Here is a 25,109-nt window from a genome sequence, read left to right as displayed (position 1 = left end):
TAGAGGTAATCGGCACCATACGCTGGCGACCACCTTTGGTTCCGTCCTTGATGGCAACAACCCCTTCTTTCTCTGCCTGTTTCAGCGCCCGAGTCGCATCAAGCTTGGCCGACTCCTCGAATCGCAGGCCAAAGTTGCGCTGCACCTCCAGCAGCGCTCCCAGCCGTTCTGAGACAGCCCCTATAGCTGCCTGGTGGGCCGCTTCCGAAACGCTCCGGTCGCTCAATGCGATCCCTGAACGCTTGGGAAGCCCGCCCTCAGCGACAGGCGCTACTCTGACCTGTCGGTCGCCACGAGCAATCTCCATCACTCGGTTTACTGCCGACAGGTAGTTTTGGGCCGTAGAAGGAGAAATCTCGCCACGCTCAAACCTATCGTTCAGATGGGCCGCATAGGCCACCAGATGGGCCTTCTCGATGTCCCGCATGTCCTTTATGCCCTGTTCTGTCTTGATCCAGGATGAAAAAACGCTCCAACGGTCATGGATCGTTGCAATTGAAGCAAAGCTTCTCATCCCCTCTTTGAGCGCGTTGAGACCCGCCCGCGTCATATCACGGCTCTTAAGGCCATAGTTTCTGGCATCCGGATTGGATCGTTCTGAGCGCATAGTGCTATTCCTTCTTGTTCTGGTTCTGGCCCGCCCGAAAATCATTGGTAAGTGATAAACGCGATTTTTTTAATCAGCTTCGCGTGCTGAGGCCAAATCAGGGTTCTTGCCCTGGCAAAGGGTGGATAAACCGAGCACCCACGGTCATTTACATACGATCAACACTGCTATGGAGCGGGCTGCTCTCGCCACTGGCTGGTCTGTTCCGTTGGAACAAACTGCCAGCAGCTCCGGCTGGTGAAGTCGCTTTTCTTGGAAAGTTAGCGCGTAGCGCTCGCCGCCTTGCGCGGCTGTGTTCGCGCACATTCGTGCGCGGGGCGAAAGCCTTGAGCCATTGAGGCACAAGGCTTTCGGCGGGGTTTGCTACCCCGTCTCTGTTTTCGCCGTTGGCGACAGAGACGGGGAGGGGCATGGTGCAAGCTCGGCATACGCCAGGCTCACATGGTTGAAGCAGAGGTGGTCCTCTGGAATTTGGCTGCTCATGATCGAGTGCCAGGTACGCCACAAATTCAAGAGAACAGCAGCGAGGAGGGGCATTTGCCAACTGCAAGCAGCGGCAACGATGACGATATAGCGTCAGGGGTTCACGAATGGGGATGAAGTTCATCAGAGGTTCCTCCGAAGGGTTACAGACGGAGGAATGCCCACGGGGGACAGTCCCCCAGAGGGTTGGTTAGATAAAGGCAAGTGCCTTGTTTAATTAAACTGCTGTTTTCGGCCAGCTACCATTTACGTCGTTAATATTAATAGGTTTTTTGGTTCGGTCAAGCCCCAAAAGAAGGTCTCGTAAAAGGCTGTTGTGAGACCCATATTCCGTCATTCTGGTAAAATCCGCCGCTCAAATTCCGCTTGAGTCTCACAAAGTCGCTTTTCGAGACCTTGCAAGCAATAATCAGCATTTCTTTGGACTGAGCTACTCCAAAAGGGCTCGAAAAGTTGGGTTTAGAGGGAAAGGAGAGTTAAAGGGTAGGCCCCGTCAACGGCTGTGACGGGGAAGAGCTTCAAAATGGTTCACCAAGAGGTGTTTAGAAAGCTAATTTCAGCGATTACGACGAAACCATTTGGTAGCGCAACTTTCTAAACCGTCTGCGTTCACATAGAGCACAGCACATAGAGAAAGAACAAAGCCCACAAACCCAAGGGCGGTGTACATTGTAATACTCAGATCGACCATAACTATTTACTCCTTTCAGTGGTGAACAAATTTAGTTTAAATTTCCACTGCAACTTGGCTCTCTATCGCTACCTGTATCTCATTTTCGATAGCAGAATAGATATCAACATTTTCGTCAGGAACTTCTATACTAACAAGAAGACTAAACTTTACATTATGTTCCCAACGGTCCTCAGCAGTTCTATACTTCCACCACCCGCCAACGGGAAAAACAGCTATCGTGTGCATATCAGCTAAATCTTGCGCACTGCCTATCCATTCGTCTGAATGCACCGAGCCTCTCGTTCGAAGTTGCTCCCCTAAAAACCACCCATCATTATCACCTTCAGGGCCATCGTAACCATCCATGTTTGCCAAGCCATTTATATAAGACCTAAAGTTTTTCAATGATTGACCAGGTCTTATTGTTTCAAACCTTAAACCATGTGATTGATAACTATATCTCGTACGGTACCCTCTTCGTCCTGGGTTGGGTTCAATAAAATACGACAAAGTAACTTTTAACTTAACCTCTAAGTCTGGCGGCAGTTCTTGTAATTCTTGAAGCGGCCAAGGTAATTGGTAAAGTTTCATTTGATTCAGCTTAGGGTCGGATGATGCGCTAGCATCGTGAGGCTTAATAAATGGTTGAATCTCACCTTCGGCAACTAATGTAAGAGCGTGATCGGCACTATATCTAGCTCTATCAATATCAGTCACTCCATAACCGACAGTACGCAACAACGTTTCTTTTGCTACCTTAGGACTGTGCACCGCACTGAGAAGTCCAAATCGCTCCATCATTCTTGGTGTCCACTCAGCTGAGTGGATAATTAAGCCTCGTATTGTTTCAGGCCAAAACTCAGGGTATTCAGCTGTTAATTGAGCTGCGCACCTCGATACAAGCGCACACGCAGCGCTTGTGTCGCCACCTCTCTCAAAGACCTGACCAGTTGTTTTTCCTGATGTTGTTAATAACCCAACCGTGTCTTCATTGCTAACTTCTGTCTTATCTGGCGACAGCAGTCTATTTCCCCCTTCGGCAACAATATCAGGCTTCAGTGGAGCTTGTTTTCTCCAATCCCAATTAACAGAAGAACGACTTGATGGAGCTACATCACCTTCCAAAGCAAATGGTGACCAACCTGCGAAATAGGGGTCATCGTTTGTTGTCAACTCCGTATATGCTCCAACAGTAATAGCGTTCCATGCCTGCGCCGGATCTTCTATCTCCGCAAGATTTACTTGATCCCAATAGTCTTGGTCAGGACGAAGATCTAAATTGTTTCCGGCAGAAATAACAAAAAGCCTTCGCTTTCCATCCTGCATCCCCGAAATAAACTGATCAATTTCTGCCGACCATGAAGAAGGCTTTCCACTTTCTCTTTCATGGTCAGAAGTGACAGCAAGACTATAAACTCGATTAAAATCAGGTCTATCCACTTCAAGCTTATAAGCAGCTCCTACTGTTATAGCTCCATATAACAAAGGATCATTATTACCTTCCGGGGGTAATATTCTTGCCGACTCAATAATATGCGATACGTGAATATCGTCATCTTCCAATACAACATCCATCAAATTTCCAAAAGCAGCAAGCCCTGCTTGCAATGAGCCATGGTCATTAAATGGAGCAAGGGGTTGATATTGGTCGTATTTGGGCCACTCAGGATCCCAAGAGGCTGAATATTCGTCACAGCTTACTGCACTCAATAAACGGTTATTGTAATTAACTCCCGTATCAAGTATCGAAACACAGGTTGATATATTATCTGAAAGAGTAACTCTGTCTAAAATGCTTTGAAGCCATTCCTGCTGCTCTTTTGGTGATGAGCTAATGATTGGAATGGGCGTATCCTTAGCTTTCCGAACTTCCTCTAAATTTGAAATTAGCTCAGGAGCTTTTTCTAAGTTATTTACTGTGGCTTTAATTAGTACGACAAAAGAATTAAAGAACGAAATGGAAGTATTGCCTAAACGACCACTTACACGTTCAGCTAGAGCCTCAGCTATTTCTTCAACGTTATCAACAGTATTTTTTTTCAACCATAATTCCCACCAGACATCATCGTTTTTGTCTTGAGGGAAAAACTCTGGGGGATCAGTCCAAAACGATTCCAAACTTGCAAGCCTAACCTCAGCTATGCTGTCTATCAATGCATGATTTCTAGGAAATGAATCCCCATTTTTGTTCGGCTTTGAATCTTTCTGCGGGTCTAAATACTGCTGTATTTTTCTAAGAAATGTATCTCGACGATCTTCTGGTATAAAAATGAGAGCTATCTCACTGTTTTCCCTACTTTGGCAAGAACAGAGCTTAAAGTCTCTATTATCTAAACTATCTAGTGGCAACTTACACCCATCAACACTTATAACTTCAACATATATTCCTGAGTCATCAGTGATGATGTCGATTTCTCGCTCTTTTTTCTGGTTGTAAGCATCTAGTAAATTCTGATACTGCTCCTCCAATAGTCTGCCATGTTGGTTCCTATTGCGCCCTGGAACACCTGGATTTCTCCCAGTCCTTTTTGATTTAAAGTCTTCGTTGATGAAAAAACTGGTTACATCTAAATGCTTCCTTTTAGAAACCATAAAACGTCCTAATTATTTATTATTTCCTGAATGCCTTCTTGAAAAAGCTTTTAATAAAGTATCACTTGTTACTTTTTCGTTGAAGCTCAAGACAGCTTCTTTAGCTGCATCTTCACAAGAACGAGTTATCTCAGCAGAGCTCAAACCATCAGCAGCTTCAGCAACCCTATCCCAATCAAAATTATCTGTATCAAAAAGAGACAAGCGGTTCTGAATGAGTAAACATATCTGATCAAACTTTGGCTTTTCAAATCTAATAATGTCATCAAACCTTCTGTATAGCGCCTGATCCAATAACTCTGGGTGGTTTGTTGCCGCAACAATTATGCTTTCAGATTCGTCTTGCTCGACAAATAATAAGAAAGAGTTTAAAACCCTACGGATTTCCCCGACATCGTTAGATGCTCCCCTTTGAGTTCCGATAGCATCAAATTCATCAAACAAATAAACCGCACGTGTTTGCTTTATATGATCAAAAATTAAACGCAATTTTGCAGCCGTCTCACCCATAAATCGTGTGATTAAGTTGTCTAAAACAATCGTATAAAGCGGAAGCTTCAATTCCGTTGCCAACATTGATGCTGACATAGTTTTTCCTGTTCCAGGCGAACCGGTGAAAAGAAGCTTTCTGCGAGGCTGTAATCCAAATTTATTAAGTCTATCTTTTTGACGTTGTTCTAATAATACTTTTTCCATACGTTCATGTATGTCTTCAGAAAGAACAATTTCATTAAGACGAACACTATGAGGTGTTAATTCTAACAGTCCCTTTAACTCGTTTTTATTCTGCTGCGAAAAGGGGATAGCTCTAGTAGATGCTAATCCAAGCTTTTTGTTAGAGCTCTGAGATCGTTCAACAAGATTCTTAATGTCACTAGCTAGCTTATTATGTCCCTGCCTTGCTTCTTTGGCAGCGACCTGAAGGGCAACAGAGTAAAAGCGCTGGTCGTCACGCTCAGCGTGACTTCTTAAAAGCGCTTTCAGTTGTTCCGCTGTAGCCATTATTTGATCTCCATAAAACAGGGTAGCCTTAATATTTTCATACAGTTTATTATGACAGATACAAAACTTTTAGTCCCTACCAGAGTTTTGCACGCTGACCACCCCAACATGATTATAGATAGTTGTTCTAGATACTCCATACCTTTTAGCTACATCTGCTACAGGAATCGAACCATCCTTGAGTAGAGCTTTAATCTCGCGAATATCTTTCTGTTTCAGCTTTGGTTTACGTCCACCAAGTCGGCCACGCGCCCGCGCGGCCTTCAATCCAGCTCGTGTTCTCTCGCTGATTAGGTTTCTCTCAAATTCAGCAAGTGCAGCAAATACGTGAAAAACCAGCTTTCCAGAGGCACTTGTCGTTTCGATCTTTTCTTGAAGACTCTCAAATCCGGTTTTCTGTTCTTCCAGGGTCGTCACGAGTTTGACCAAATCGCCCAAGCTTCGCCCCAGGCGGTCCAGTCTCCAAACCACCAACGTGTCGCCTGAACGCAGAGCTTTCAGGCAAGCCTCAAGCTCCGGCCTTTCAGTGTTCTTCCCACTGGCTTTGTCTTCATAGATGACCTGGCAGCCCGCTTTCTCCAAAGCATCCTTTTGGAGGTGCAGGTTTTGATCATCCGTTGAAACGCGGGCATAGCCAATACGTTGATTCATGAACAATTAATTAACATAGAAAAATATACGAGTATTTTAACAAATTACACACCGAGAATCCATCCGAAATGACACCTTCTGAAGGTGTTCAAAAAACGGTGGTTTTGTGGACATATATTTTGTAGAGCAGCAGCTTTAAATTGAATTATTGACAGTTTGAGTCGAATACCACTGCATAGCTTTGCTGTATGTGCCGGAGAGGTTTATAGGAAATTTATATAGGGGGCGTTTTAAGGATATCTGTTGTGATTAAATAAGGAGCTGCTTACAGCAGCTTCCATTCAGTTAAGCGCTTTGGATTACAAAGAATATGCTTTATGACATGATTCAAGCTGCTGTGTAATAGTGTCACTGAACAATCTGTATTTGAGATGATCGTGAGCTGCTCTGATTGTGTAGCTTGATGAGGTCATACACGTCTGTAAAACTGCAACTCGCTGTTGAACCTGAGAAGGATCAAGTTTTTCGGTTCCTCCCATCACAGCGGAGTTAATAAACTGAAACTTTTCTTTTGAACTCAGTTTATTCCACGAGTCAATATTTCTGTTGCCAACCAAGGGATTGACATAGATAAATTTCGGTTCAATCGTCATTCCATTTGCATCGTTCTTCATCTTTGGATACCCATAAGATGTGGCTGCGTTGACCATTAATTTCTGAAATTTATTTAATTCCAACTTTGAATACATAGCTGGAGTGAAAAGAAAGTCTGGTTCTTCCTCAGCATAAGCATTTAAGCTAACAAAACAAACAGACAAAGTTATAATTAAAGCATTTACATAAAAATTCATACCATTTCCTTACAGTTTTCCAAGCCGGATTTAATCAGAGCAAAATGTATATAGAAAACAGTAATAGTTATTAATTTTTAATCATTGGTATATTATTTTTACACTCACCCTTGTTTCTCTTGAGTTAGATTTCGCTTTAACCACGTATCTTATATGCGCAATTACCAACAATAAGAGAGTTTGATTTGAAAAAGTTAGCTTTACTATTAGTACCCCTTGCTTTAACTGCTTGTGCAACTAACGATGTACGTTCAAAAAAAGAATACAGTATATGGGTTGAACATACATATTTACCCCCAATCCGGGATAACAGATTTAAGGATGCAGTAAGGGCGACTGCCAGCTTTGGGGAAACAGAGTATTTTAGTAATCAACCTCGCATTCTCAAGGAAGACCTGAAGTTTGACATGGACACGATAGTTCGCTGCGACAATCCTGTCACAATTTGCAGACACGGCGTGATAAAGCCCGAAGTTCATATTACAATGCATACAGGTGATATATCCGAAGGTAAAATTTGGGCTGAGGGCCTGTTCGTAGTTGGTATAGCGAGAGAACAAGTCAGTAGTAGTGATACAGGTTATATAAAAAACCGAATAGCTGATGGTTTCCCAATACTCAAAGAAGAGGTCAAAGAGATTTCTTTTTCTGGGTTTATCGAAAGTGGAAAACCAATTCTAGTGTCCGGTCCCTATGGCTCAAAATACCAAATTGCTGTCCGTGACATAAAGCTTTTAAAGTAATTTATTTATTACGACTTGTCCGGCCTGATTCTCATCACTCGATTCATATCAGGGAGAATCAGTTTTGATCCCTATTTACTCCCGAAGGATGATAAGCTATTAATATATTTAAACATTTCACATTCTGTATTGGCAAGTAATGTAGGCGGCGCGGCCGCTAGATGTACAATAGATAACAGAGAAGCACCCCATAAATGAGTAAGCACTTCGAAATAATTGTCGGCACCATGTTAGGTGCCTCTGAATATGTGGCAGATGCTATTGCTGAGAAGCTTGATGCAAGTGGGCATACACATACTATTCACGCTGAACCGAATTTAGATAACATCAATACCGCATCAATATGGGTTGTATGTACGTCTACCCACGGCGCAGGCGAGCTACCTGACAATATCCAGCCCTTTGCCAAGCAGCTTGAAAGCGCAGACTTAAGCACGGTACAGGCCTATGTTATTGGACTAGGTGATACCAGCTACGACACTTTCTGCTTTGGCGCAAAGGAAATGGAAAAGCACATCGTTGATGCAGGCGGTACGCTAATCACCGATGCACTCTACATTGATGTACTTGAGCACCCCATTCCAGAAGATGCAGCCGTAGAGTGGTTTGACGATAAGTTAGCAAGCGCCTAATCGCCTTTATACTAAGGAGCTGACGCAATGAATAGCAACCTCACCCAAGCAGAACTTGCCGCTTTGCAATGCCCGATTTCTAATGACTGCCGCGTGTTGTATTTGCTTGGGCTTCGCGTAGGTGCTAACACCGCTACCACATCGTCAGCCCCTATTGATTATAAACATCTGCTAAATTTACTTAATGGGGATAGCAAAGACGAGCCGTATCAGCGAGGCCGTCAGATCAATAGCCTGGTAAAGCAATTAGAACAAGTGGGGTTGGTTGCCCTGCCCTTAGCGTTAGATCTAGAGCACACCATTAATGGTAAAACACTCCTTCTACCGCTTCTAAGCGAAGCCCAGTCAGACTTTGATCAACTGCACGCTAGACACAGTGCGATGACAGCTACCTGGGCCCCAAATAAAGCCCTATTTGAAGAAATGGCCTCACTATTAGGCATTATAGATAAAACCTATGATGACAACGAAGTGGGTGAATTTATCACCTATTGGCTAGGTCGGCCAAGCTCAGTATTCAGTGAATTTCAGTGGACACAAAAATTTGCTAACAATATCAAACGCAAGCGCTTAGCGTCTGGCTACGCTCCTACAAAAGTGGTGGGAACACAACAAGTGAAAGTTGCAGCCGGCATTGAAGCAGATGATAATGCAAGAAAGCTGGTGGAAAAGTATGCCACAACTAAGAAGAGTTAAATCGTTATGGACCGTATAACCGACAAAATTGCCAATTTAGCGAAAGCGCTCAAAAAAGATGTCGATCCCAATGGTGAGTATATCGACTACAAAACGCTGCGTAAGCAGTATGAAGTCAAAGCCAATGAAGAAGTGTCGCAACTACAGCAGCGCAGCAAGAAAGCGCGTGTAGAGGCCATACACGGCCGTTCAGATCTAAATCCTAAATGGACGTTTGCCAACTTAGTTGAAGATAGCGATGATGTGATAGAAGCGGTTTCTATCGCACAATCTTTCATTGCAGCTCATGACGACCCTGCTTGGCGACAAAGCGGCTCGCACATGATGATATTTTACGGCGACTATGGGCGTGGCAAGTCACATATTGCCGGTGCAATAGCACACCAACTTATTGAGCAATACGAAATCTCAGTGCTCTATCGTCAGTTATCAACACTACTGGAAATGCGTAACTTCTCTTTTGACTTTTCTGCCACTGACAACGCGAGTCAGCGGTTTAGAGAGATCAATCAAGAACTATTAGACGTGGATCTTCTGATATTAGACGAGGTGTGTGTTAACGAATCAGCGCTAAAGAAAAACGCGCAAAGCTGGTTTGGCAATCTACTTAGGCAACGTTTGGTAAACAAAAAAAACTGTATCTTGATCACCAACCACAATTTAGCTGAGCTAGAAAACGCACTGGGACGCTACTGTTTTGAATCGATAAAAGAGTACGATACCTACAAAGTTCGCTTCCAAGGCCCGAGTCGTCGTGAAGGACTGACTATTGAGCAAGAAGACATGCAGGGCTCAGTTGCACAGCCGCGTTATCAACCTAATCAGGTTCGATAATGTAAAGCGTGTATTGAGTAAAAAAACGATTGATTTAAGGGCAGTGAAAGCGTTTCTTCACTGCCCTTTTTTATTGTTTGAGCCGATAGGTAATACGTTTTTGTCAGTCAAATGCGACGAATGACATCGCCGATCGAAATATTGATTGCGAAGTGAAAATGACGATCATGCGATCTAATCACAGGATTAGTAAAAGATCTCCTCCACAATAAGATCGACCTATAAGCCACGTCGTTACACGATCTTTTGATCTATAAACATAATTAGCAAACATTTTATCCCCAGTTGGATCACATCTTGATCACGCCTGTGGATAGGATCCTACAAACCACTGTGTATAAGCTTTGATCCAAAAAAGAATAACTTTTAAAAAGAAATGGGGTGTGGATAAAAAGGGTATTTATACACAAGTTTGAATGGGGGTTATGGATCTGTGTTTCCCAATGTTGTTGATCGCGTAACTTGATGATCTTTATCTCCTTTGATCGGTTACCCACAGATCTTGTCGATCCTAATAAAAGTAAAAATAAACAGATCTAAAAGAGATCTTAAGATCTTATTATTCGATCACACTTCTTTAAAAACAGGTTTTGAGGAAAATTTAATCATTTTCTTTATTCAATAAGTCAGATAAAATACGCGCCCTTTTTTCGGCAGACTGTGCTTAGAAAAAAGTTAGATTTTAATAGGCTTGTCGTACGTTAATAGTGAGGTTTATCCATGTTTTATACTGAAGCATTTGATGTCATCGTTGTAGGTGGTGGACATGCGGGTACAGAGGCAGCGCTTGCAGCTGCACGCATGGGTGCAAATACACTTTTGCTAACTCACAATATTGAAACGATTGGCCAAATGTCATGTAACCCAGCTATCGGTGGGATCGGCAAAGGTCATTTGGTTAAAGAGATCGATGCATTAGGTGGCGCAATGGCGCTAGCTATCGATAAAGGCGGTATTCAGTTTAGAACACTAAACTCTTCAAAAGGACCTGCTGTTCGCGCTACACGTGCACAAGCAGATAGGACTTTGTACAAAAATGCCATTCGTGACATTGTAGAAAATCAAGAAAACCTAACGTTATTTCAGCAAAGTGTCGACGATCTCATTGTAGAAAACGATCGCGTATGCGGTGTGGTTACCCAAATGGGCTTGAAGTTTAAAGCCAAGTCTGTGGTATTAACCGTGGGTACGTTCCTTGGCGGGACCATACACATCGGCCTTGAAAATTATCGCGGTGGTCGTGCGGGCGATCCACCGTCTATTGCGCTTGCTGATAGACTACGTGCCCTTCCGTTTCGTGTTGACCGATTAAAAACCGGGACACCAGCAAGACTGGATGCACGTTCTTTAGATTTTTCTGTAATGCAGCCTCAGCCTGGTGACAGTCCAACACCGGTATTCTCGTTTATGGGTGATAGAGCCATGCACCCTACACAGATCCCGTGTTACATCACCCATACTAACGAAAATACCCACGATATTATTCGCGGCGGCCTCGATCGCTCTCCAATGTTTACCGGCGTGATCGAGGGGATTGGCCCGCGCTATTGCCCGAGTATCGAAGATAAGATCACCCGTTTTGCAGACAAGACATCGCATCAAATTTTTGTTGAGCCAGAAGGCTTAAACAGCATCGAAGTTTATCCGAACGGAATTTCAACCAGTCTACCATTTGACGTACAGATGAACCTTGTCCGCTCGATTAAAGGGTTTGAAAATGCACATATCGTTCGTCCGGGTTATGCCATTGAATATGATTTCTTTGATCCGCGTGATTTGAAACAGACTCTGGAAACCAAATTTATTCAAGGTCTCTTCTTTGCAGGGCAAATTAACGGTACCACTGGCTATGAAGAAGCCGGTGCACAAGGACTAGTGGCTGGCGCGAACGCTGCACTTCAAGTGCAACAAAAAGACCCGCTTATCTTACGTCGCGATCAGGCTTACATGGGCGTACTGATTGACGACTTAGCGACAATGGGAACCAAAGAACCCTATCGTATGTTTACGAGCCGAGCAGAATACCGACTGCTACTTCGCGAAGATAACGCCGACAGCCGTTTAACTGCGATGGGTCGAGAAATCGGTCTTGTTGATGATGCGCGTTGGGCGAAGTACAACGATAAAATGGAAGCGGTAGAAACAGAGCTTCAGCGTTTACGTGGTCAGTGGATCCATCCTGATCACGCAGCAACGCCTGAACTCAATACCATGCTGAAAAACCCGGTAAGCCGTGAACATTCGCTGGAAGAATTGATTCGACGCCCTGAAATGACCTACAGCCAATTAATGAAAATTGAAAGCGTGGGCCCGGGCATTGACGATCCCATTGCCGCCGAGCAGGTAGAAATTCAAATTAAGTACGCCGGTTATATTTCCCGCCAAATGGACGAAATCGCGAAAACCCAACGTCATGAGAATACGTTGCTACCGATTGATATGGACTTCAGCAAAATTTCTGGCTTGTCAAATGAGGTGGTAGCTAAACTTACGGAAGCGCGTCCAGAAACTATCGGCAAAGCATCTCGTATTTCTGGCATTACGCCTGCGGCCATCTCGTTACTGCTGGTTTACCTTAAAAAGCACGGCATGTTGCGTAAACAAGACAAAATTAGCGCGTAAAACACGCGCTTGCATCAATAGACGACTACGAGCGCTTAGTATTTCCGATTTATTCGCGTATCATTGCACTATAGAAAACGATATATAGAAATACTAGGCGCTTTCACTCTTCCCAATCTGTTTTGGGCCTGCGTAAAGCAACACCCTATAATCAAATCCACTAGACAGAATTTTTGATGACTATACAGCAAGAATTGCACACCATTTTGGTCCAAGGACTTGACGCCCTTTCACTAGAGTTAAGCGAAAGGCAACAACAGCAATTAGTCGATTATGTTTTACTGATGGATAAATGGAATAAGGCATATAACCTCACTTCAGTACGCGATCCTAAACAGATGATGGTGAAACATATTCTAGACTCGTTGGCCATAGTGCCTCATCTTGAAGGTGACAACATTATTGATGTGGGAACAGGACCTGGCCTACCAGGTATGCCATTGGCTATTGCTTTTCCTGAAAAGCGATTTACTTTGCTCGACTCCCTTGGCAAGCGTGTACGCTTTATGACGCAGAGTGTTCACACCCTTGGATTGAAAAACGTTACACCCGTGCAAAGCCGGGTGGAAGCGCACAACGGTGAAGTGCCTTACGATATCGTGTTAAGTAGAGCTTTCGCTTCGCTAAAAGATATGTTGCACTGGTGTCAACATCTGGTAGATTCAGAAGGACAATTTTTGGCGCTCAAAGGTCAGTTTCCGCAAGATGAGATAGAAGAAGTGAGTGATCACTTTCATGTGAGAAAAACGGAAAACCTCACTGTGCCAAATTTAGTAGGCGAACGACATCTGGTTTGGCTAAAAAAGAAATAGCCAAAAAATAGAATAGACAGAACAGGATCTAACGTGGCTAAGGTAATCGCGATCGCGAATCAGAAAGGTGGTGTAGGAAAAACAACCACCGCAGTTAACGTGGCAGCGTCAATGGCAGCAACGAAGCGCAAAGTGTTGCTTATTGATCTCGATCCACAAGGCAATGCGACCATGGGCAGCGGCGTTGATAAATACGACGTTGAATCTACGGCCTTTGAATTGTTGATTGAAGAAAAGCCGATTGATGACGTCATTGTAAAGGGAACAAGCGGGAAGTACGACTTGATAGCTGCAAACGGTGATGTGACCGCAGCAGAAATTAAGTTAATGGAAATGTTTGCCCGTGAAGTTCGTTTGCGCAATGCGTTAAAGCCTGTAATGGACTACTACGATTTTGTGTTTATCGACTGTCCTCCTTCGCTTAACCAGTTAACCGTCAATGCGCTTGCTGCTGCAGACTCTGTGATGGTTCCTATGCAATGTGAATACTATGCGTTGGAAGGTCTTACCGCCTTGATGGATACCATTCAAAAATTAGCGTCGGTAGTGAATCCTGAATTGAAGATTGAAGGCGTATTGCGTACTATGTACGACCCGCGCAATCGCTTAGCGAATGACGTTTCAGAGCAGTTAAAGCGCCACTTCGGTGAACAAGTTTATCGCACGGTCATTCCGCGTAACGTTCGCTTAGCTGAAGCGCCTAGCTTCGGTACGCCGGCTATGTATTATGATAAGTCGTCTACAGGCGCAAAAGCATACTTGGCCTTGGCGGGTGAAATATTGCGCCGCAGGGATAAGACAACGCCTGCACAGGCAAAAGCAAGTTAAATGATAATAAGCTGAACACTATCAGCACATGCCATAGAGGACACTATGTCAGCACGTAAAAGAGGCCTTGGCCGCGGTTTAGATGCGCTACTCGCAACCAGCCAGTCATCTGCTCAAAAAGAACAAGATGCCGCCGAGGTTAATTCAACAAACGGCGAGTTGAGTAAACTGCCTATTGAATACTTAGTGCCGGGTAAATATCAACCTCGTAAAGACATGTCACCTGATGCACTAGAGGAGTTAGCGTCTTCAATTCGTGCACAAGGCATTATTCAGCCTATTGTGGTAAGAAAAGTTGATGAGCACCGCTATGAAATTATAGCCGGTGAGCGTCGTTGGCGAGCATCTCAACTTGCTCAGCTTGATGAAGTACCGTGCATTGTTAAAAACGTGCCCGACGAAGCTGCGGTTGCTATTGCGCTTATCGAAAACATCCAGCGCGAAGATTTAAACGCAATGGAAGAGGCGCAAGCCCTTGACCGATTGATGAGTGAATTTGCTCTCACGCATCAGGAAGTGGCTGAAGCCGTAGGTAAATCACGCACCACAGTGACAAACTTACTTCGCCTAAACAATTTGAACGATGACGTAAAATTGTTAGTTGAGCATGGCGATATTGAAATGGGTCATGCCCGTGCGCTTTTGGCATTAGAAGGGGAAACCCAATCTGAGACGGCGCAAGTAGTATCTGGCAAAGGTCTTACTGTTCGCGACACCGAAAAGCTGGTGAAAAAGCTTTTAGAGCCCGCAAAACCTAAGCCAGAGAAGAAAGTTGATCCTGATGTTCAAAACCTTATGACAAGACTTTCAGAAAATTTAGGCACGCCTGTGAGCATCGACCATAACGCAAAGGGTAAAGGTAAGCTCACCATTAGCTTTAGTGATTTAGAACAACTTGACGGAATTATTTCGAAAATTCAGTAGTTTAAAACTATAAGAATAATGTTAGAACCTTTGCCTGCCCGCAATTGACACGCTGTCCGGAAAGAGTTCCGGACACTCTCCTTTCCGGTTATAGCAATAGAATATTTTCAGAATAACTTTCAAAAAGCGATGTACTGTTGAAAAATGTCGGTAAAACAGTATACTTCTGACGCTTTTTGTAAGACGTGAACAAGCTGCGAGAAGACGTGACGAACAAGTTAGCAAAACGCGGGGTAAATCTCGCCAAGAAAGGGCTACTTTTTCAGGTTATAACGGGCCTTATCGTTACGATTTTTGCAGGTGCTGTATCAGGCTACCATTCAGCCATATCAGCAGGCGCGGGTGCACTGATTAGCATACTGCCCAATATGGTTTTCGCTGCTTTTGCATTTCGGTATGCAGGAGCGAGCAAAAATCAACTTGTTGCGCGAAGTTTTAGCCAAGGCTCAAAATTGAAGCTGGCACTGACAATCATTTTATTTGTAATTGCTTTTAAAGGCCTAAACGCCACGCCATTAGAAATCTTTGTGGCATTTGTGATTACAACGGCTAGCCACGGGCTAGCGATGTTTCATTACGGTTCGAAAGAATAAAGACAACGCAACGCGTTGCGATAACGAAAATAACGTATCGTTCCGATTGAGACATAGAAACCAGTCACCAAATTTTTACACTTTACAACTTGGGTTAAACAATGGCATCTGAATACACTACCTCAGAATACATCAAGCACCACTTGACCAATGCCACCATGTGCTCAACTGACAACGGAATTGCTTTTAACAAAGCCTGTTCTGATGCCGGTTTTTGGGCATGGCATGTTGATACACTGGCATGGTCAATCGGTCTTGGTCTTCTTTTCTTAATCATCTTTAGAAGCGTTGCTTCAAAAGCGACAACAGGCGTACCTGGCAAAATGCAGGCGTTCGTTGAGCTTGTGGTTGAGTTTGTTGACGATAACGTAAAAAGCACATTCCACGGTAAAAGCGCATTAATCGCGCCATTAGCACTCACTATCTTTGTGTGGGTGTTGCTGATGAACCTTATGGATTTAGTGCCTGTTGATTTAATTCCTTGGGTTTCTGGTCTTATCGGCCAAGCGGCTTTTGGTATGGATCCTCACGACGTTTACAACAAGGCTGTTCCAACGACTGACCTTAACCTAACGTTCGCACTGGCTTCAGGCGTATTCATTCTTATTCTTTTCTACTCAATCAAGATGAAAGGTATTGGCGGCTTTGCTAAAGAGCTCACTATGCAGCCTTTCGGTCACCCGATTTTTATCCCGGTGAACTTCATTCTTGAAACGGTTACTTTACTTGCGCGCCCGCTTTCACTAGCGCTGCGTTTGTTCGGTAACTTATACGCCAGTGAGCTAATCTTCATATTGATTGCTACAATTGGTTACTTCCAGCTTCCACTGCACTTTATGTGGGCTGTGTTCCATATTCTGGTACTTCCGCTTCAAGCGTTTATTTTCATGATGTTAACCATCGTGTACTTAAGCCTGGCGTGTGAAGACCACTAAGCATTAACGTGTGCTGGTAAGCTGGAAATACTGGCACCGTTTTTTACAGAGTTTGACTTTTAAACATTAACTTTAAATTTAACTTAAATCGGAGACGTAAATGTTATACATCGCTGTTGCACTACTGATTGGTCTTGGTGCCCTAGGTACCGCTATTGGTTTTGGTCTACTAGGTGGTAAATTCCTTGAATCTGCTGCTCGTCAACCTGAACTAGCACCTCAACTACAAGTTAAGATGTTCATCGTAGCGGGTCTTATCGACGCCATCGCGATGATCGGTGTTGGTATCGCTCTATACCTATTGTTCGCTGTTGGTGCCTAATTTTACTAAACACTTTTTTAGCGAACTTTAAGAGGAGGGGCGATTGTGAATTTTAACGCCACTTTTATAGGTCAATTAATCGCCTTCGCTGTGTTCGTGGTGTTCTGCATGAAATATGTATGGCCTCCACTAATGGCAGCGATTGAAGAACGTCAGAAGAAAATTGCCGATGGGCTTGAAGCTTCTGAACGTGCAGAGAAAGACTTAGAGCTTGCTCAAGCGAAAGCTACTGAGCAATTGAAAGATGCGAAAGCGCAAGCAGCTGAAATTATCGAGCAGGCTAAAAAGCGTGCCAACCAATTGGTTGACGAAGAAACGCAAAAGGGCCATGCGGAACGCGAGAAAATTATCGCTTCTGGTTATGCCGAGATTGAAGCTGAACGCAATCGTGCCAAAGAAGATTTGCGCAAGCAGGTTTCTGCACTAGCAGTAGCCGGCGCACAGCAAATCTTACAACGTGAAATCGACGCAAGCGCGCAAAACGACATTGTTGAAAAACTTGTCGCTGAGCTTTGATAGGGAGATGAGCCAATGTCTGAATTGACTACTGTTGCTCGTCCTTATGCGAAAGCCGCTTTCGATTTTGCTGTCGAGAAAGATGCCATTGCAAAATGGCAAGAAATGCTCGCCTTCGCAGGTGAAGTAGCAGCAAATGAAGACATGCACCAGTTGTTAACTGGTGCGGTTGCCGCTGATACGCTTGCCGACATTTTTAATAATGTTTGTGGTGAGCAACTCGACGAACACGGCCAGAACCTTGTAAAGGTTTTGGCTGAGAATAAACGTTTAGCCGCGTTGCCTGAAATTTCTACTTTGTTCGATGCGTTTAAAGCAGATTACGATAAAGAAGTAGAAGTGGACGTAACCTCAGCATCTACGCTGACCGATGCCCAACAAACTGAGTTGGTAGCATCTTTGGAAAAACGTTTGGCACGTAAAGTGAAGCTTAATTGTAACGTGGACCCTGCCCTGATCGCTGGAATGGTAATAAATGCCGGTGATACAGTTATTGATGGTTCCGTAAAGTCGAAATTGAACCGTCTAGCAGACGCGTTGCAAGCATAACGGGGATAAGAGCATGCAACTTAATTCCACTGAAATTGCTGAACTGATCAAGAAAAGAATTGAACAGTTCAATGTAAGCAGTGAAGCACGTAATGAAGGTACTATCGTCGCAGTAACTGACGGTATTATCCGCATTCATGGCCTTGCAGATGTAATGCAAGGTGAAATGATTGAGCTTCCTGGAAGCCGTTACGCAATTGCACTAAACCTTGAGCGAGACTCTGTAGGTGCAGTTGTTATGGGTCCATATGCGGACCTGAAAGAAGGCGATAAAGTACAATCTACTGGCCGTATTCTTGAAGTACCAGTAGGTAACGCACTTCTTGGTCGTGTTGTTAACACACTAGGTGAGCCTATTGATGGTAAAGGCGCAATCGACGCAGCTGGTTTCGAGCCAGTTGAAAAAATTGCACCTGGCGTAATCGAACGTCAATCGGTAGACCAGCCAGTACAAACTGGTTATAAGTCAGTTGATGCCATGATCCCAGTAGGTCGTGGTCAGCGTGAGCTTATCATCGGTGACCGTCAGTGTGGTAAAACAGCAATGGCTGTTGACGCTATCATCAACCAAAAAGGCACAGGCATTAAGTGTGTGTACGTAGCGGTTGGTCAGAAAGCGTCTACTATCGCTAACGTAGTACGTAAACTAGAAGAACACGGTGCACTTGACCACACTATCGTGGTTGCAGCATCTGCGTCTGAGTCTGCAGCGCTTCAATACCTTGCGCCTTACTCTGGTTGTACTATGGGTGAATACTTCCGTGACCGCGGTGAAGATGCGCTAATCGTATATGATGATTTGTCTAAGCAAGCTGTTGCTTACCGTCAAATCTCACTACTACTTAAGCGTCCACCAGGCCGTGAAGCCTACCCAGGTGACGTATTCTACCTTCACTCGCGTCTACTAGAGCGTGCTGCACGTGTAAACGAGCAATACGTTGAAAACTACACGAACGGTGAAGTGAAAGGTAAAACGGGTTCACTAACTGCGCTTCCAATTATCGAAACGCAAGCTGGTGACGTATCGGCATTCGTACCGACTAACGTAATCTCAATTACCGATGGTCAGATCTTCTTGGAAACTGACTTGTTCAACGCAGGTATCCGTCCAGCGGTTAACGCTGGTATCTCGGTATCACGTGTTGGTGGTGCTGCACAGACTAAAATCATCAAGAAATTGGGTGGCGGTATCCGTCTAGCCCTTGCTCAGTATCGTGAACTTGCGGCGTTCTCGCAGTTTGCTTCTGACCTTGATGATGCCACTCGCGAGCAACTTGAGCACGGTGAGCGCGTAACTGAGCTGATGAAGCAGAAGCAATACGCTCCACTATCAATTGCTAACATGGGTGTATCTCTGTTCGCGGTAGAAAAAGGTTTCCTTAAGGGTATCGAGCTTAACAAAATCCTAGATTTTGAAGCCGCTCTTCACTCTTATATGAACAGCGAACACGCTGACCTTATGAAGACTATCAACGAATCAGGTAACTACAACGACGAGATTGCCTCTAAGTTGAACGACGCTTTAACTAACTTTAAAGCGACACAAACTTGGTAATCAATGGTGCTGGTGTTTAACCACCAGCGCAATTCGTTGAGTAATCGGAGAGAGAGTCATGGCCAGCGGTAAAGAAATAAAAGGTAAGATTGGGAGTATCAAAAATACTCAGAAGATTACCAGTGCGATGGAAATGGTTGCTGCGTCTAAGATGAAAAAGGCGCAGGAACGTATGGCTTCTGGCCGTCCATATGCACAAAATATGCTTAAAGTGATTGGTCACATTGCAAACGGTAACCTTGAATATCGCCATCCATATTTGGAAGAGCGTGAAGTCAAGCGCGTCGGTTACATTGTGATTTCCACTGACCGAGGCTTATGTGGTGGTTTGAACACCAACGAATTTAAGCTCGTCACCCAAGACGTCAAAAAATGGCGGGAACAGGGTGTAGAAGTGGATTTCGCTGCATTAGGTTCTAAAGCGTGCAGTTTCTTCAACCGTTTTGGTGGCAAGTTGCTTGCTGCTGAATCTGGTTTAGGTGACAAGCCGTCTGTGAGCGATGTAGTAGGTGTTGTACGCGTTATGCTTAAAGCGTACGACGAAGGACAAATTGACCGAGTATTCTTGGTATTCAATGACTTCGTTAACACCATGACACAGAAACCTGTGATCAATCAGTTATTGCCTTTGCCAAAGTCAGAAGATGAAGAATATCAACATCGTTGGGACTACATCTACGAGCCAGATCCAAAAGAAATTTTGGAAGCACTAATGGTTCGTTACATTGAGTCTCAGGTGTATCAGGGTGTTGTAGAAAACGCGGCGTCAGAGCAAGCTGCGCGAATGGTTGCCATGAAGGCAGCAACCGACAACGCCGGTAACCTTATTGATGAGTTACAACTGGTATATAACAAAGCGCGTCAGGCTGCAATCACACAAGAAATCAGTGAGATTGTTAGCGGTGCCGCAGCGGTGTAGGCAAAGGTTTAAAAGAGATAACGAGGACAAATTATGAGTCAAGGTAAGGTCGTCCAAATCATTGGCGCCGTTGTGGACATAGAGTTTCCACAAGATGCGGTACCAAGAGTTTATGACGCACTACGAGTTACCGAAGGTGACTTGTCAGGTCTAACCCTGGAAGTGCAACAGCAATTAGGTGGCGGTGTTGTTCGTGGCATCGCACTAGGTACTACTGACGGACTAAAACGTGGTCTTACAGTAGAAAATACCGGTAACCCAATCATGGTTCCAGTGGGTACGAAGACACTAGGTCGTATCATGGACGTATTGGGTAACCCAATCGACGAAGCGGGCCCAATTGGTGAAGAAGAGCGTATGTCTATTCACCGTGAAGCGCCTAGCTACGAAGATCAGTCTAGCTCGGTAGAACTACTAGAAACTGGTATCAAAGTAATCGACTTGGTTTGTCCATTCGCTAAGGGTGGTAAAGTTGGTCTATTCGGTGGTGCGGGTGTAGGTAAAACCGTAAACATGATGGAGCTTATCCGTAATATCGCAATAGAACACAGCGGTTTCTCAGTATTCGCTGGTGTTGGTGAGCGTACGCGTGAGGGTAACGACTTCTATCACGAAATGAACGATTCAAACGTACTTGATAAAGTATCGCTTGTATACGGTCAGATGAACGAGCCACCGGGTAACCGTCTACGTGTTGCACTTACCGGTCTAACTATGGCTGAGAAGTTCCGTGACGAAGGCCGTGACGTTCTATTCTTCGTAGATAACATCTATCGTTATACCCTAGCAGGTACTGAAGTATCAGCACTTCTAGGTCGTATGCCATCTGCGGTAGGTTACCAGCCTACACTTGCAGAAGAGATGGGTGTACTTCAGGAGCGTATTACGTCAACGAAGACTGGCTCAATCACGTCAATCCAAGCGGTATACGTACCTGCGGATGACTTGACTGACCCGTCTCCTGCGACAACCTTTGCTCACTTGGATGCAACGGTAGTACTTTCTCGTGATATCGCCTCTCTTGGTATCTACCCTGCGGTAGACCCACTAGATTCAACGTCTCGTCAGCTAGACCCGCTAGTAATTGGTCAAGAGCACTACGACGTAGCGCGTGGCGTACAGACTGTTCTTCAGCGTTATAAAGAGCTGAAAGACATCATCGCGATCCTAGGTATGGACGAACTGTCTGAAGAAGACAAGCAAGTGGTATCACGTGCTCGTAAGATTCAGCGTTTCCTATCTCAGCCGTTCTTCGTAGCAGAAGTATTTACCGGTGCACCTGGTAAATATGTTTCGCTAAAAGACACAATCAGTGGATTTAAAGGCATTCTAGACGGTGAGTACGATCACCTTCCAGAGCAGGCCTTCTACATGGTTGGTTCTATCGAAGAAGCGCTAGAGAAAGCCAAGAAAGCATAATGGTGAGGCTAGCGTGAGCTAGCCTAGCATCATGCTAACGTACCTAATCAGGAGGTTCACATGGCAATGACAGTACATTTGGACGTAGTAAGCGCGGAAAAAGCGATTTTCTCTGGACGCGTTGAATCGATTCAGGTGACAGGTAGCGAAGGTGAATTGGGTATTAACCCAGGTCACGCGCCACTTATCTCTGCTATTAAACCTGGTATGGTGCGTTTGGTTAAACAGCACGGTGAAGAAGAAGTTATTTATGTTGCAGGTGGTGTACTAGAAGTACAGCCTAACAACATTACCGTACTGGCTGATACCGCGGTTCGAGCTGAAGATCTTGACGAGCAGGCAGCACAAGAAGCCAAACGACGTGCAGAAGAGCACATCGCCAATCCAGGCGCTGACTTTAACTACGCAGAAGCAGCTCACGAGCTTGCTGAAGCAATTGCTCAACTTCGCCTTATTCAGAAGTTACGCAAGTAAAAAGCACAGCTTTGAAAAAACCCGCCAAATGGCGGGTTTTTTATTGTCGAACGAAAAGTAAACGTTCACATTCTCTTACGTTTATTTCTATTGCTAACTGGCTATACAATAGCTTATCGTTGAAGCGTTTTAGCAAATCTTACTGTAAGCGTGTTTTACGGTAGTAAACATACCGATTTTGCCTGTAACGAATTATAAAAATGAAGCTCAACCCCTACTCCAATTTACACAATGGTGCGTCAATTGGATTTTTTCCGCTTTTAGCCACACTGATTTTGCTTTCGGTGCATTACTTTACGGGTGCGTTAGACTGGCCTGAGGTGGGTAATGTGCGTGCTCAACGGGATTTCAATTCTGCGATCGCCATGTCGCTAATTACTGGCTATTTTTGGTTCGCTTTGCGTCTTATGCATCAAAACGTAGCGAGTACACTTATTTCCTTATTGGTAAAGACAAATCAGCTCAGCCAGTTTTCAGCTCATAGACGAGAGCTAGCCAATGAATTTAAGCACCATATTTTCAACGCTATAATCATATCTATAATGATTACCATCGTTTACTGTATTTTTGAGGGGCTGATAACCGTTAAACAGGAAATACATGTACTATTTCTCACTGCTACCGCTGTTCCGTTTTGGTTCTTAGCCATTTTATTTTTATTTCAAATATCTTCCAATATTAAGTATCTGACGACGAATGTGTTACCTCAAGCTGGCGGCAACATTGACCGGCTCAAATCTATTTTGATCATATTGAAGTTGGGCACAGCGAACAGTATCTTTGCAACAGGCGCGCTAGCCATTTTCCCTATCTTTTGGTTGAAGAAAGACATTCCCTCTATAGACGTATTAGGGGTAACTTTTTTCACTGGGATCGTTGGTTTTTATCTATTTTGGCCAGTTATAAAACTTAAAAGCATGCTCGAGTTAGAGCAAAAAGCTGCTGTCCTTCACCTTGAAGCTGGCATTGAAGAGGGGATAAAACGCTGTGCGGAAAAGCAAGAATCATTAACGGCAACTTCAATAGAAGAATTAGAAAGCGAAAAAGAGCGTATTCTTAAGATGGGGGCGGGAGTTTTTGCCCCTAGGGATAAGGCAAGGGTAGCAGCCTGTATCGCATTAGTGCCTATTTCTTGGTTGTTATTAATCGTTGTTGAATGGTTAATTCAGGTGCCCTACTACGGTTAGTGCTCAACTAACTTAATTAAACCTTGTTAGTAATTGTCGTCGACACTAAGCATTGCTATGGTATAAATAACCAAAGTCAATGAGGTTTCCCTGTGCGAATATACGGCGATAAGCGTTCTGGTAACTGCTATAAAATTCAACTGCTCCTTTCCCTGTTAGGTAAAAGCTGTGAGTGGGTAGACGTTGATATAATGAAAGGAGAAACAAGAGCGCCCTCTTTTCTTGAAAAGACGCCTAATGGCAAAATTCCTCTACTTGAACTCGATGACGGCAGGGTGCTATCAGAGTCAAATGCGATAATGCATTATATTGCGTGTAACTCTCCCTACGTACCCTCATCGCCTTATCACTTCTCACAGTTACTACAATGGCAGTTCTTCGAGCAGTATAGCCATGAACCTTATATTGCGGTGGCACGTTACATCAACGTCTACTTAGGCCTCCCTGAAGATAAGAAAGCCGAGTATGAATCTAAGCAAGCAGGTGGTTATCGCGCCCTTGCTGTGATGGAGCATCAGCTTAATCTCACGCCGTATTTGTTAGGCGATAGCATTAGTCTTGCCGATATTTCTTTATTTGCTTACACCCATGTTGCCAATGAAGGCGGGTTTGACCTTTCTGCCTACCCTGCAATTCGCAACTGGATACAATTGATTAAAGAGCAAAAAGGATTTATCCCTATGAAAGCGTAGCAAGCGCTGTGTAAAACGTTATTGCACTTTTCGTCGGTGGGATTGTGGTCCCTGCCACATTTTCTGAAGTGCGCTCTGTGCCCTATGAAGGGCCAATACATTCGTGTTTTCGATACAATTTATGGCATAAGCTGTCGCTTCTAACGTTGAAAGCGCGCTGGCTACAGAAGTATGCCTAATCAAATAGTTTGAGTCAGGGGCGTTAGTAAAATGAAACGCGGGTAACCCCCCTAGCCAAGGGTTTCGCTTTACAATACCAAACGCTTGTTTCCAGCTTCCATCAACTAGAATGAGGGTTGAAATCTGGTTCGACATAGTGGCAGATGCATTTTCTAGAGGTGTACTCGTTTCACTGGGATAAATAAGTGCTGAATGCTTGTGACTACACTGCATTTCCAAAGCCGCCATCGCGCTATTGTCACTTGCACAAACGACCTGAGTGCTTGGCATGCACAGACTTAGCAGTCTCACTGTATTTTTTGCGTGATGCGCTTCTTTCTCGTGCTGAACGATAATAATGTCGAGCGCGGTTTTCACCTTATCTATATGATCGCAAATACAAGTGTTTTGTGGATACTGACAGCCTTCACAATAAAGACGCATAATGTGGTTATTTAATCCTTCCGTTCGAAGTGGTAAAGCAAATAGTTTAGTAACTTAACTGTTAGGATAATATACAACATGATAAATGAAGCAGTACAATTACGTGTTGAGAAAACCCTTTCTTTCGTACCAGATGGAAATGTTATCAGCTATGGTCTATTAGCAGATTTGTGCGGCTTGCCAGGTAGGGCGAGAATGATGGGAAAGTGTTTACAGGAAATCGAAACGGACTGTAACTGGCATAGAGTTCTTCGTGCTGACGGCAAAATCGCATTTCCTAGCGGCTCTGACAAAGCACGCGAACAGCGGGAGCGATTAATAGCCGAAGGGGTTGAGGTAAAGCGCAGTCGAGTTAATATGAAAAAATTTGCTTGGTCTCCAGATATACACACTATACTGGTAGCATTAGATTATTAATATCTCGTTTTATATCAGAGTAGTTAGATAAACGTATA

The 25,109-nt window shown here is 44.2% G+C and carries 27 protein-coding genes; 21 read left to right on the top strand and 6 right to left on the bottom strand.

All coding sequences use genetic code 11. The features are described 5' to 3' along the window. On the bottom strand, nt 1–607 hold a 607-nt coding region (locus ACTRWF_RS10165; RefSeq protein WP_462835506.1), incomplete at its 3' end, for an integrase domain-containing protein. A gap of 471 nt (nt 608–1,078) precedes the next feature. Here ACTRWF_RS10165 and ACTRWF_RS10160 point away from each other — a divergent pair. Beyond that, a complete protein-coding gene (locus tag ACTRWF_RS10160; RefSeq protein ID WP_462835505.1) occupies nt 1,079–1,207 on the top strand; it encodes a hypothetical protein in 129 nt (42 codons plus the stop codon). A gap of 610 nt (nt 1,208–1,817) precedes the next feature. Here ACTRWF_RS10160 and ACTRWF_RS10155 read toward each other — a convergent pair. From ACTRWF_RS10155 to ACTRWF_RS10140, 4 genes are all read right to left on the bottom strand, one after another. Beyond that, on the bottom strand, nt 1,818–4,355 hold the full coding sequence (locus ACTRWF_RS10155) for a S8 family serine peptidase (protein WP_462835504.1): 2,538 nt from the start codon (nt 4,353–4,355) through the stop codon (nt 1,818–1,820). A 12-nt stretch (nt 4,356–4,367) separates the two neighbouring features. Further along, on the bottom strand, nt 4,368–5,357 hold the full coding sequence (locus ACTRWF_RS10150) for an AAA family ATPase (RefSeq protein ID WP_462835503.1): 990 nt from the start codon (nt 5,355–5,357) through the stop codon (nt 4,368–4,370). A 69-nt stretch (nt 5,358–5,426) separates the two neighbouring features. Continuing rightward, a complete protein-coding gene (locus tag ACTRWF_RS10145; RefSeq protein WP_462835502.1) occupies nt 5,427–6,008 on the bottom strand; it encodes a recombinase family protein in 582 nt (193 codons plus the stop codon). 299 nt (nt 6,009–6,307) lie between these two features. Then, a complete protein-coding gene (locus ACTRWF_RS10140) occupies nt 6,308–6,799 on the bottom strand; it encodes a hypothetical protein (RefSeq protein ID WP_462835501.1) in 492 nt (163 codons plus the stop codon). A gap of 185 nt (nt 6,800–6,984) precedes the next feature. Between ACTRWF_RS10140 and ACTRWF_RS10135 the strand changes: the two genes are divergently transcribed. From ACTRWF_RS10135 to ACTRWF_RS10045, 19 genes are all read left to right on the top strand, one after another. Continuing rightward, nucleotides 6,985–7,542 carry a hypothetical protein gene (locus ACTRWF_RS10135; protein WP_462835500.1) on the top strand — a complete coding sequence of 186 codons (558 nt, stop codon included), beginning with the start codon at nt 6,985–6,987 and terminating at the stop codon, nt 7,540–7,542. Between the two features lie 194 nt (nt 7,543–7,736). Further along, a complete protein-coding gene (mioC, locus tag ACTRWF_RS10130; protein WP_012520231.1) occupies nt 7,737–8,174 on the top strand; it encodes an FMN-binding protein MioC in 438 nt (145 codons plus the stop codon). A gap of 27 nt (nt 8,175–8,201) precedes the next feature. Then, the gene (locus tag ACTRWF_RS10125; protein ID WP_462835499.1) at nt 8,202–8,870 is read left to right on the top strand and encodes a DnaT-like ssDNA-binding domain-containing protein; all 669 of its coding nucleotides are present in this window, start codon (nt 8,202–8,204) and stop codon (nt 8,868–8,870) included. Between the two features lie 6 nt (nt 8,871–8,876). Further along, on the top strand, nt 8,877–9,704 hold the full coding sequence (locus tag ACTRWF_RS10120) for an ATP-binding protein (RefSeq protein WP_071953127.1): 828 nt from the start codon (nt 8,877–8,879) through the stop codon (nt 9,702–9,704). A gap of 720 nt (nt 9,705–10,424) precedes the next feature. Further along, complete coding sequence (gene mnmG, locus ACTRWF_RS10115) at nt 10,425–12,326, top strand: tRNA uridine-5-carboxymethylaminomethyl(34) synthesis enzyme MnmG (RefSeq protein WP_462835498.1); 1,902 nt, start codon at nt 10,425–10,427, stop codon at nt 12,324–12,326. Nucleotides 12,327–12,502: 176 nt separating this feature from the next. Continuing rightward, nucleotides 12,503–13,138, top strand: coding sequence for a 16S rRNA (guanine(527)-N(7))-methyltransferase RsmG (gene rsmG, locus ACTRWF_RS10110; protein ID WP_462835497.1), 636 nt, complete (start codon nt 12,503–12,505; stop codon nt 13,136–13,138). Nucleotides 13,139–13,171: 33 nt separating this feature from the next. Next, nucleotides 13,172–13,966 (top strand): ParA family protein, encoded by a 795-nt coding sequence (locus ACTRWF_RS10105; RefSeq protein WP_012520226.1) that lies wholly within the window; start codon nt 13,172–13,174, stop codon nt 13,964–13,966. 45 nt (nt 13,967–14,011) lie between these two features. After that, nucleotides 14,012–14,890, top strand: a complete 879-nt coding sequence (locus ACTRWF_RS10100) for a ParB/RepB/Spo0J family partition protein (RefSeq protein ID WP_012520225.1) — start codon at nt 14,012–14,014, stop codon at nt 14,888–14,890. 206 nt (nt 14,891–15,096) lie between these two features. After that, on the top strand, nt 15,097–15,483 hold the full coding sequence (locus ACTRWF_RS10095) for an ATP synthase subunit I (protein WP_041912999.1): 387 nt from the start codon (nt 15,097–15,099) through the stop codon (nt 15,481–15,483). A gap of 101 nt (nt 15,484–15,584) precedes the next feature. Further along, a complete protein-coding gene (atpB, locus tag ACTRWF_RS10090; protein WP_012520223.1) occupies nt 15,585–16,418 on the top strand; it encodes a F0F1 ATP synthase subunit A in 834 nt (277 codons plus the stop codon). Nucleotides 16,419–16,518: 100 nt separating this feature from the next. After that, nucleotides 16,519–16,740: a F0F1 ATP synthase subunit C gene (atpE, locus tag ACTRWF_RS10085; protein WP_012520222.1), complete on the top strand. Its 222-nt coding sequence runs from the start codon at nt 16,519–16,521 to the stop codon at nt 16,738–16,740. 45 nt (nt 16,741–16,785) lie between these two features. Continuing rightward, nucleotides 16,786–17,256 (top strand): F0F1 ATP synthase subunit B, encoded by a 471-nt coding sequence (atpF, locus tag ACTRWF_RS10080; protein ID WP_012520221.1) that lies wholly within the window; start codon nt 16,786–16,788, stop codon nt 17,254–17,256. Nucleotides 17,257–17,271: 15 nt separating this feature from the next. After that, nucleotides 17,272–17,805: a F0F1 ATP synthase subunit delta gene (gene atpH, locus ACTRWF_RS10075; RefSeq protein WP_071953122.1), complete on the top strand. Its 534-nt coding sequence runs from the start codon at nt 17,272–17,274 to the stop codon at nt 17,803–17,805. A gap of 13 nt (nt 17,806–17,818) precedes the next feature. Further along, entirely contained in the window at nt 17,819–19,360 is a 1,542-nt protein-coding gene (gene atpA, locus ACTRWF_RS10070; RefSeq protein ID WP_012520218.1) for a F0F1 ATP synthase subunit alpha, read from the top strand. Nucleotides 19,361–19,418: 58 nt separating this feature from the next. Next, nucleotides 19,419–20,279 carry a F0F1 ATP synthase subunit gamma gene (gene atpG, locus ACTRWF_RS10065; protein ID WP_012520217.1) on the top strand — a complete coding sequence of 287 codons (861 nt, stop codon included), beginning with the start codon at nt 19,419–19,421 and terminating at the stop codon, nt 20,277–20,279. A 33-nt stretch (nt 20,280–20,312) separates the two neighbouring features. Then, a complete protein-coding gene (atpD, locus tag ACTRWF_RS10060; protein ID WP_012520216.1) occupies nt 20,313–21,698 on the top strand; it encodes a F0F1 ATP synthase subunit beta in 1,386 nt (461 codons plus the stop codon). A gap of 60 nt (nt 21,699–21,758) precedes the next feature. Next, on the top strand, nt 21,759–22,172 hold the full coding sequence (locus ACTRWF_RS10055; RefSeq protein WP_012520215.1) for a F0F1 ATP synthase subunit epsilon: 414 nt from the start codon (nt 21,759–21,761) through the stop codon (nt 22,170–22,172). 200 nt (nt 22,173–22,372) lie between these two features. After that, complete coding sequence (locus ACTRWF_RS10050; protein WP_012520214.1) at nt 22,373–23,359, top strand: hypothetical protein; 987 nt, start codon at nt 22,373–22,375, stop codon at nt 23,357–23,359. 92 nt (nt 23,360–23,451) lie between these two features. Further along, a complete protein-coding gene (locus tag ACTRWF_RS10045) occupies nt 23,452–24,051 on the top strand; it encodes a glutathione S-transferase family protein (protein ID WP_020746933.1) in 600 nt (199 codons plus the stop codon). Between the two features lie 18 nt (nt 24,052–24,069). On the opposite strand, the gene ACTRWF_RS10040 is transcribed toward ACTRWF_RS10045, so the two are convergent. Next, nucleotides 24,070–24,654, bottom strand: a complete 585-nt coding sequence (locus tag ACTRWF_RS10040; RefSeq protein ID WP_462835496.1) for a DTW domain-containing protein — start codon at nt 24,652–24,654, stop codon at nt 24,070–24,072. Nucleotides 24,655–24,732: 78 nt separating this feature from the next. Between ACTRWF_RS10040 and ACTRWF_RS10035 the strand changes: the two genes are divergently transcribed. Further along, nucleotides 24,733–25,071, top strand: a complete 339-nt coding sequence (locus ACTRWF_RS10035) for an MGMT family protein (protein ID WP_462835495.1) — start codon at nt 24,733–24,735, stop codon at nt 25,069–25,071. Nucleotides 25,072–25,109: the final 38 nt, after the last annotated feature.

It is taken from the genome of Alteromonas sp. G5_S2_22_S1, assembly GCF_054968525.1.
The sequence above is the reverse complement of the archived record's forward strand: the minus strand, read 5'-3'. Positions and strand labels throughout refer to the sequence as shown.

Coding starts and splice junctions, on each gene's coding strand:
- ACTRWF_RS10155 (WP_462835504.1), bottom strand. CDS start 4,355: ATGGTTTCTAAAAGGAAGCATTTAGATGTAACCAGTTTTTTCATCAAC.
- ACTRWF_RS10150 (WP_462835503.1), bottom strand. CDS start 5,357: ATGGCTACAGCGGAACAACTGAAAGCGCTTTTAAGAAGTCACGCTGAG.
- ACTRWF_RS10145 (WP_462835502.1), bottom strand. CDS start 6,008: ATGAATCAACGTATTGGCTATGCCCGCGTTTCAACGGATGATCAAAAC.
- ACTRWF_RS10140 (WP_462835501.1), bottom strand. CDS start 6,799: ATGAATTTTTATGTAAATGCTTTAATTATAACTTTGTCTGTTTGTTTT.
- mioC (WP_012520231.1), top strand. CDS start 7,737: ATGAGTAAGCACTTCGAAATAATTGTCGGCACCATGTTAGGTGCCTCT.
- ACTRWF_RS10125 (WP_462835499.1), top strand. CDS start 8,202: ATGAATAGCAACCTCACCCAAGCAGAACTTGCCGCTTTGCAATGCCCG.
- ACTRWF_RS10120 (WP_071953127.1), top strand. CDS start 8,877: ATGGACCGTATAACCGACAAAATTGCCAATTTAGCGAAAGCGCTCAAA.
- mnmG (WP_462835498.1), top strand. CDS start 10,425: ATGTTTTATACTGAAGCATTTGATGTCATCGTTGTAGGTGGTGGACAT.
- rsmG (WP_462835497.1), top strand. CDS start 12,503: ATGACTATACAGCAAGAATTGCACACCATTTTGGTCCAAGGACTTGAC.
- ACTRWF_RS10100 (WP_012520225.1), top strand. CDS start 14,012: ATGTCAGCACGTAAAAGAGGCCTTGGCCGCGGTTTAGATGCGCTACTC.
- atpB (WP_012520223.1), top strand. CDS start 15,585: ATGGCATCTGAATACACTACCTCAGAATACATCAAGCACCACTTGACC.
- atpE (WP_012520222.1), top strand. CDS start 16,519: ATGTTATACATCGCTGTTGCACTACTGATTGGTCTTGGTGCCCTAGGT.
- atpH (WP_071953122.1), top strand. CDS start 17,272: ATGTCTGAATTGACTACTGTTGCTCGTCCTTATGCGAAAGCCGCTTTC.
- atpA (WP_012520218.1), top strand. CDS start 17,819: ATGCAACTTAATTCCACTGAAATTGCTGAACTGATCAAGAAAAGAATT.
- atpG (WP_012520217.1), top strand. CDS start 19,419: ATGGCCAGCGGTAAAGAAATAAAAGGTAAGATTGGGAGTATCAAAAAT.
- atpD (WP_012520216.1), top strand. CDS start 20,313: ATGAGTCAAGGTAAGGTCGTCCAAATCATTGGCGCCGTTGTGGACATA.
- ACTRWF_RS10055 (WP_012520215.1), top strand. CDS start 21,759: ATGGCAATGACAGTACATTTGGACGTAGTAAGCGCGGAAAAAGCGATT.
- ACTRWF_RS10050 (WP_012520214.1), top strand. CDS start 22,373: ATGAAGCTCAACCCCTACTCCAATTTACACAATGGTGCGTCAATTGGA.
- ACTRWF_RS10040 (WP_462835496.1), bottom strand. CDS start 24,654: ATGCGTCTTTATTGTGAAGGCTGTCAGTATCCACAAAACACTTGTATT.
- ACTRWF_RS10035 (WP_462835495.1), top strand. CDS start 24,733: ATGATAAATGAAGCAGTACAATTACGTGTTGAGAAAACCCTTTCTTTC.